The sequence below is a fragment of the Gemmatimonas sp. genome, from assembly GCF_046594945.1.
GTDB lineage: Bacteria > Gemmatimonadota > Gemmatimonadetes > Gemmatimonadales > Gemmatimonadaceae > Gemmatimonas.
Genome location: NZ_JBKJRB010000033.1, coordinates 22874 through 29173, shown reverse-complemented (window position 1 = coordinate 29173; position 6300 = coordinate 22874). Strand labels below are relative to the sequence as shown.

The 6300-nt window shown below is 66.2% G+C and carries 5 protein-coding genes; 2 read left to right on the top strand and 3 right to left on the bottom strand.

The genetic code is table 11. From position 1 onward, the window contains the following. The first annotated feature begins 391 nt into the window (after positions 1-391). Together ACLL97_RS04220 and ACLL97_RS04215 are read left to right on the top strand one after the other, a co-directional pair. Entirely contained in the window at positions 392-1213 is an 822-nt protein-coding gene (locus tag ACLL97_RS04220; protein WP_411279226.1) for a Spy/CpxP family protein refolding chaperone, read from the top strand. 110 nt (positions 1214-1323) lie between these two features. Next, positions 1324-3384 (top strand): M20/M25/M40 family metallo-hydrolase, encoded by a 2061-nt coding sequence (locus ACLL97_RS04215; RefSeq protein ID WP_411279225.1) that lies wholly within the window; start codon positions 1324-1326, stop codon positions 3382-3384. 812 nt (positions 3385-4196) lie between these two features. On the opposite strand, the gene ACLL97_RS04210 is transcribed toward ACLL97_RS04215, so the two are convergent. From ACLL97_RS04210 to ACLL97_RS04200, 3 genes are all read right to left on the bottom strand, one after another. After that, positions 4197-4397 carry a TetR/AcrR family transcriptional regulator C-terminal domain-containing protein gene (locus tag ACLL97_RS04210; RefSeq protein WP_411279224.1) on the bottom strand — a complete coding sequence of 67 codons (201 nt, stop codon included), beginning with the start codon at positions 4395-4397 and terminating at the stop codon, positions 4197-4199. Further along, entirely contained in the window at positions 4397-4645 is a 249-nt protein-coding gene (locus ACLL97_RS04205; protein WP_411279227.1) for a TetR family transcriptional regulator, read from the bottom strand. The genes ACLL97_RS04210 and ACLL97_RS04205 overlap by 1 nt, the downstream gene beginning before the upstream one ends. Before the next feature lie 779 nt (positions 4646-5424). Further along, entirely contained in the window at positions 5425-6300 is an 876-nt protein-coding gene (locus ACLL97_RS04200) for an NmrA family NAD(P)-binding protein (RefSeq protein ID WP_411279223.1), read from the bottom strand.

Below are 6300 nucleotides of genomic sequence, written 5' to 3'. Positions count from 1 at the left end.
CCGGTGCCATCATCAGATCACCCCGTGCGAAAACGCGCGGAGGATACTTGAAGAGCAGGGTGGTGACGGATTCGAACCAGGTTCCCACGGAGTGGTCTGGGCGGGGGCGAGGGTCGGGAGCGACGTACTGGTCGCGCCAATAAATTGGGCACTATCGGGCATGAAGAGAGTGCAGCGTGGCGCACGAAGCGTCTACCCCGTGACGCAATAGTGGGTCATCCCGTTGAACTCAGATTCTCGGATTGGGTCAGAAGGTGTCTATGCCTTAACATCGGATCTGCATCCTCGTCCAATGGGGTGAAGCGGGCGCCGGTCTTGGCGAACGCGGCCCACACTGGAGATAAGTCAAATGCGACGCTCACATTCCCGTTCCTTTGCGCTCGCTCTCGCCATGAGCGCCTTCGTTCCGTCGCTGCTCGTCGCGCAGGCGCCTCCGTCACAGCGTTCCGTTATGCGTCGGGCACCGCGTCCTCGTGCGGCGGCGCCGATTCCCGGTGCGGCTGATCCCTCGCACGCACAGTCTGGACCGGGAGCGCACTTTGCTGGTCCCGGGTCCGGCGGTGGTCCCGGGTCCCGCGGTGGTCCCGGCGGAGGGCATCCGGCCGCGATGTTACTCCGCGCCCGCACGCCGCTCGAACTCACCGATGCTCAGGTAAAGCGTCTCGAAGCGCTACAGGCCGCGCCCGCGCCGAAGTCGAACGCCACCGACATGATGCGCGCTCAGGCTGATTTGCTCGACGCCACGCAGGGCGACGGAAATCTCGCCGGTGCCCGCGCCGCACTCGACAAGCTCAGCCGTCTGCGCAACGAGCAAATGCTGACTCGCCTCGCGACCCAGCAGGACGTACGGGCGGTGCTCACGTCGGCGCAGAAGACGAAGGTGGACAACATGCGACAACAGCGACGTGGCCGCGCCGGCGCCGACCGTGAGCGTGGCATGCGACAGGGTGGTATGCGACCGCGCGGCATGCGACAGGGTGGCATCAGGAAGGGTGGCCCGGTGGACCGCAGTGGACCATGCCGCGCCTGCGACGCGGTGGTGAGACCCCCGACGCAGCCCCGCCAACACCGCCGGCGAACTGAAGTCGAGTCATCGCGAGAACGGAACACCGTAGGTGAAAACGCCGGGGCGTTGACAGAGCGACCCGGCCTTTTCGTGGCGCACCCTTGCCTCTGCGCGTGCGGAACCACCCATTACGCGGTTCACCACTGACGCCGAGTGTCGCTGTGCATCGTTCGCTTCATATCGCCGTTTTGTCCGTCGCCTGTTGTTCGGCCAGCGCGCCACTCGTAGCGCAGAGCGGGCCACCAGCTGAATCGGCGATGGCCAACGCGGCAATGACCGACTCGGCGCTCGTCGAGGCGGTGGCTCGTTGGATCGTGTTGGCGGCTCCGCCGAGTGGTGAAGCGCAGGCCCTCGACGCGTTGCGGTCCGTGCTTCCGGGCTGGACGCGCGACAACATGGGCAATCTGGTGAAACGCGTCGGTAGTGGATCTCCGCGACGCGTGATCGCCTGCGCCATGGACGTGCCGGCCTTCGTGGTCAGCGGCATCACCGAGGCGGGCTACGTGCGACTCCATCGCACCGGTGTGGCCGCGCATCCACTGTGGGATCAGTTTCACGAGGCCCACCAGCTGCGCATTTTTACAGCGCGCGGCGAAGTTGCCGGAGTGGTGGCCATCGCCAACGGACACTTTGCGCGACAGCATCGTGGCGACACCAGCGTGGTGGGCGTCGATCAGCTCTGGGTTGATGTGGGCGCGAGCACGAGAGCGCAGGCCGAAGCGCTGGGCATTTCATTGCTCGATCCCGTCGTCGCCTGGCGACCGGTGTGGACGTACGCCGGGTACGCCTCCGGACCGGCGGCCGGTGCGCGCGCGAGTTGCGCGGCCGTAGCGAGCGCCGGCGCTGTGGCCACCACCTCGACTGCCGTCTCGGCTTCCGCCTCGTCGCGATCCGGGGAAACGATCTACGTGCTGTCGTCGCAGCGCAGCTTCGGGTGGGTCGGACTGGCCGCGGTGCTAGCGCGCGCCGGGCGTGTCGATGTGCTCACGTTGTTCGACGAAGGCAAGGCGGTGGGCAGTTCCAGCATGGTCGCCGTCACGCGTCTCGGGCCGTCGAAACGCGCCATCACCCGCGTGATCGCCTCTACGGGGCTCGACAGCGTTCGCGTGATCTCCCCGGCCGTACGCTTTGCCGGTTCACTGGTGGAATCGCTGGCGGCCGCTGATGTCCGCACGGTGCTGCAGGACGCCGCGCGCGTCGGTGGCCTGACCGCCACACCAATGATGCTGGCACCGTCCCTCGACACCGCCCGTGCCACGGTGATGGCGCGCGCGCCACGCCGCGACGCGTACGTGACCATCGAGAACACGTTCTTCGCGATCGCCGACTTGCCGGGTGTGCCGGGGCACGAGTGGCGTGTGCGCGAGGCGATTACCGCGTTACTGCCGGCGTGGGCAAAGTCGCGGGCGGTGCTCGATAGCGCCGGCAATCTCATCGTGGCCGCCGGCCCCGATCGGGACTCTGTGGCGTTCATCGCGCACATGGACGAAGTGAGTTTCGAAGTGGAGACCATTGCGCGCGACGGTACGGTGCGGTTGGCGCGTCGCGGTGGCGTCGTGCCGAGTGCCTGGGAGGGACAACCAGCGGCATTGCACTTCGATCGTGCGGGTAGCAACGCCGCCGCGCCGTCCCTGCGTGGAATATTTGTTCCGCGGGACTCCGCGCGCGTGAAGGCGCCGGCCATAAGCACCGCATGGTTTGGTGTAGATTCGGCCGCGCTCGTGGCGCAGGGCGTGCGCGTGGGCAGCGCGGTGACCGGCTACAAGCGCGCGGCCCGGCTGGGCGGCACGCGTCTCACCGGACGTGGTAGCGACGATCGCACGGGTAGCACCGCGTTGTTGCAGGCAGTGCAGCGCATCGATCCGAGCACACTCACACACAAAGTGCTGTTCGTGTGGTCGGTGCGTGAGGAAGGCGGACTGAATGGTGCCGGCGCCTTCGGCGCGAATCACGGTCGTTCGCTCCAGCGGATCTATAGCGTAGACACGTTCGTGAGTTCGGATACGCCGCTTGAAGATCCCGCGTTCGCCTATGCCCCGCTGGGCAAGGGCTTCGTGCTGCGCGGGCTCGACGACGGCGCCATCTCGCCACCCGCGGAACGCGCACGCGTGCTCGCGGTCGCGCGAGCGCAAGGCATTCCCGTGCAGGTGGGCACCACGCATGGTTCCACCGACGGATCGGCGATTGCGCCATATGGTGCGCCGAACGTGGGGCTGTCGTGGCCGGGCCGGTATTCACACACGCCCGGCGAAGTGTTGGACCTGCGTGACGTGGACGGGCTCGTTCGCATCATCACCGCGCTGGCGGTGGGCCGGTAGGCAGGCCACCGCACCACGAGTCGTACGCCACGGAACCGGGGACAACTCAGTGGCTTCTCCCGTCAGTCGATGAGTCGACTAAGCGGCGCGACCCAGCCTAGGCCAATACTCCTGCCGAAATGAGCAGTGCCCGTTGAGGCAGAGCCAGCAACAACGCGGGACTGCCTCCGATGAGGAGTGACACCGCGCCAAAGAGAAGCCAAGCTTCGCCTACGTGAGTCTAAATGGTTCGAGGGTCTACAGGCCGCAAAAGGCCCCAGGCGGATACGCACAGCGTGACGGTGACAAGGTGCCAGCAGGCGTACGGCAAGAGCGGCAGCGGCTGAGGCAGGTTTGAACGTAGTAGCGGTGCCTCTGCTGTTCAGGGTCCATTCCCCGCCGCGTGCGGCGTGGCCGTGGCCGTGGCCGTGGCCGTGGCCGTGGTCGTTGGTGTTGGTGTGTATCCGCGAAGCGTCGTGCCAATCTGCGGTACCGCGGTTCGTCCGCGGTCGTAACACACTCCGCTTCCGCGGATCACCGCGAACACCACCCCGATCGGTCGTCGCGCGGCGCCGCGTCCGTCCGCCGCGCCACACATCCACCGGGTGTGGTTCGTGCCGTGACGGCGCCCGCGCCACACGGGGAGCCGATCCCTAGTGTCGGGTGGTCTCTGGTTGTCTCAGCTCCGGCGGGACGCGCGCGTTTCCGTGCCGATCCCCCGCATCGCGTGGTCACCCGACGGACCGCGTTCCACGCACGGAGCCCGCCGGCGAACGCACCGTCACGCCATCGGATGGCGTGCGCCGTGTCCACCCCGGGTCCGTGAATTCGGGTCAACGCCACATCGCCTCGATCACCTCGGCGCTGGCTTCCGGGAGGCTCCGTTCCTGGAGCACGAATCCAACGACGTACGAGTGCAGCAGGGCGCCCACTTTGGCCACCGCGCTCATTGAAATGCCGGCCGTGCGCAACACGCCGATCATCGTGTCGTGGTGTCGCATGGTGGCGGCACCCATCGAGGTTCGCGAATCCATCAGGCCGACCGCCAAGCGTGTTGTATAAGGACGCGATGGGCTGATGTCGCTCGCCACCGACGCGCCGCGCTCCACGAAAGTCCGGTCGAGGGGCGTTCGATTCCGTCGAACCCGAGGTCGATCGTTCCGTCGAGGATCTGTTCCTTGTTTGCTACGTGAGGGTAGAGCGACATTGCTTCGATGCCGAGCTCGCTGGCGAGTGATCGCATCGTGAGCCTGTCGATGCCTCGCGCATCCGCGAGCTCCATCGCGCGCTGCAGCACCAGTGCTCTGGTGAGAGGCTGGCGAGCGCTTTTCAACCGCGTGGTCCGCTTTGTCGCCACCCTCCCCTCCTCGTGCAAAGTCTGTTGAGTCACCTCGGTTGACCGAGGGCCGCCGCGGCGATCCGGTCGTCCAAATGTATGCGGTCCGCACAATGTACGGTCGGAACGCGACGTGGTCCGTGAAAGGGTATGTGCCTCGGAATTCCAATCTGGGTGGTCGATGCGCTCGTGCACCTCACCCTCGTCATGGTATGGACCAATGCACGCCATAGAAAACGCAAAGCATCTACGCCTAGCGTTCGGATCCTTTTTCCCGACAAAATTCGTTGGAGAAGGGGAGTAGCGCCGCGAACCAGCGTCCGCGCGGCCGATTCGTCAGCACTGCGCCCGCGAGAGCGCACGGATCGGTTGGGCTCTGCATCGCGCCGGATGATCACACTGTGCGAGACCCTCGCGACCTGCGACGTGACGCGCGCTTCGCCAGACCCTCCGCCGCGAATGCGTCATGTCAGTCCATTCAGGTCGACCCAGCCGGTGGATGTCAGCTTGATTGCGGAAACGCTCGAGGCGGAGCCGCGCTCCGACATCTCCTGCCAGTCGAGCGAGGCGTCGTGCCGGTGCGTGTCGCGCGTGGAAGTGGCGTTGCGTCACCAAGGGCAACTACGCCTTGGCGGCGCCACGGATCGAATGGTTGACGATCTCCGTGGACGGGTCTGGCTTGGCACAGTCGCTTGATCGCGCGACACCGTGCAGGCCCTGTCATTTCAGCGAGTCGGCGCAACGAGCAACTCGGCCCGATGGGCTGCCACGAATTGCGCGAACTCGATCGGCGCTCGGCCCGTCAAGTCGGCCACCGTGTGCGTCACGGGCGGCGTGCCCGTGACTCGCGGCAGCATGTGGAGCAACAGCATCACGAGGATCAGGCCGGGCTCGCGACCGTCGCGTCGCAGCGTACGGTAGAAGCGCCAGGGGCTCGGCGAGACATAGGTAATGGGCGTTCCCAATCCCGTCGTCAACTGAGCGGCCATCTGCGCAAAGTTCAACGGTGTTCCCGACGTCACGGTGTAGGCCTGCCCATGGTGCTGCGTGCCGGACTGCGTCAGCACCCGAGCTGCCACACGGGCAATGTCACCGACATCCACGAGCGTGAACTGGGCATTGCCCGCCGGCAGAAAGATGCGGTGCCGGCGCACCAATTCATCGTGCAGCGTACTCGTGAAGTTCTGCATGAAGTAGGCCGGCCGCAGCATCGTGTACGGCACGCCGCTGGAGACGAGCCGCCGTTCGATGTGGTGGTGCGGAACGAACCAATTGCGCTCCACCCCCTGCACCGACAAGAACACAATGTGTTTCACGCCATGCTGTCGCGCCCGCGCAATCACGTCACCAACGTCGCTGGTGAGTTGCGGCGGACGCAGCAGGAAGAGACTGTCGCAGTCGGCCAGCGCAGCGTCCTGACTGGCGGGGTCGAGAAAGTCGAAGCCCACCGGTTGCACGCGTGGGTCGCCACTCCATTTCGCGGTCTCCGTTGTGACGTCTCGCACACCCGCGCGAACGACGAGGCCGTCGATGGCACGCAGCGCCGCAATCACGGCCGAGCCGACTTGACCGGAGGCGCCGGTCACAAGGATCCGCTTCAT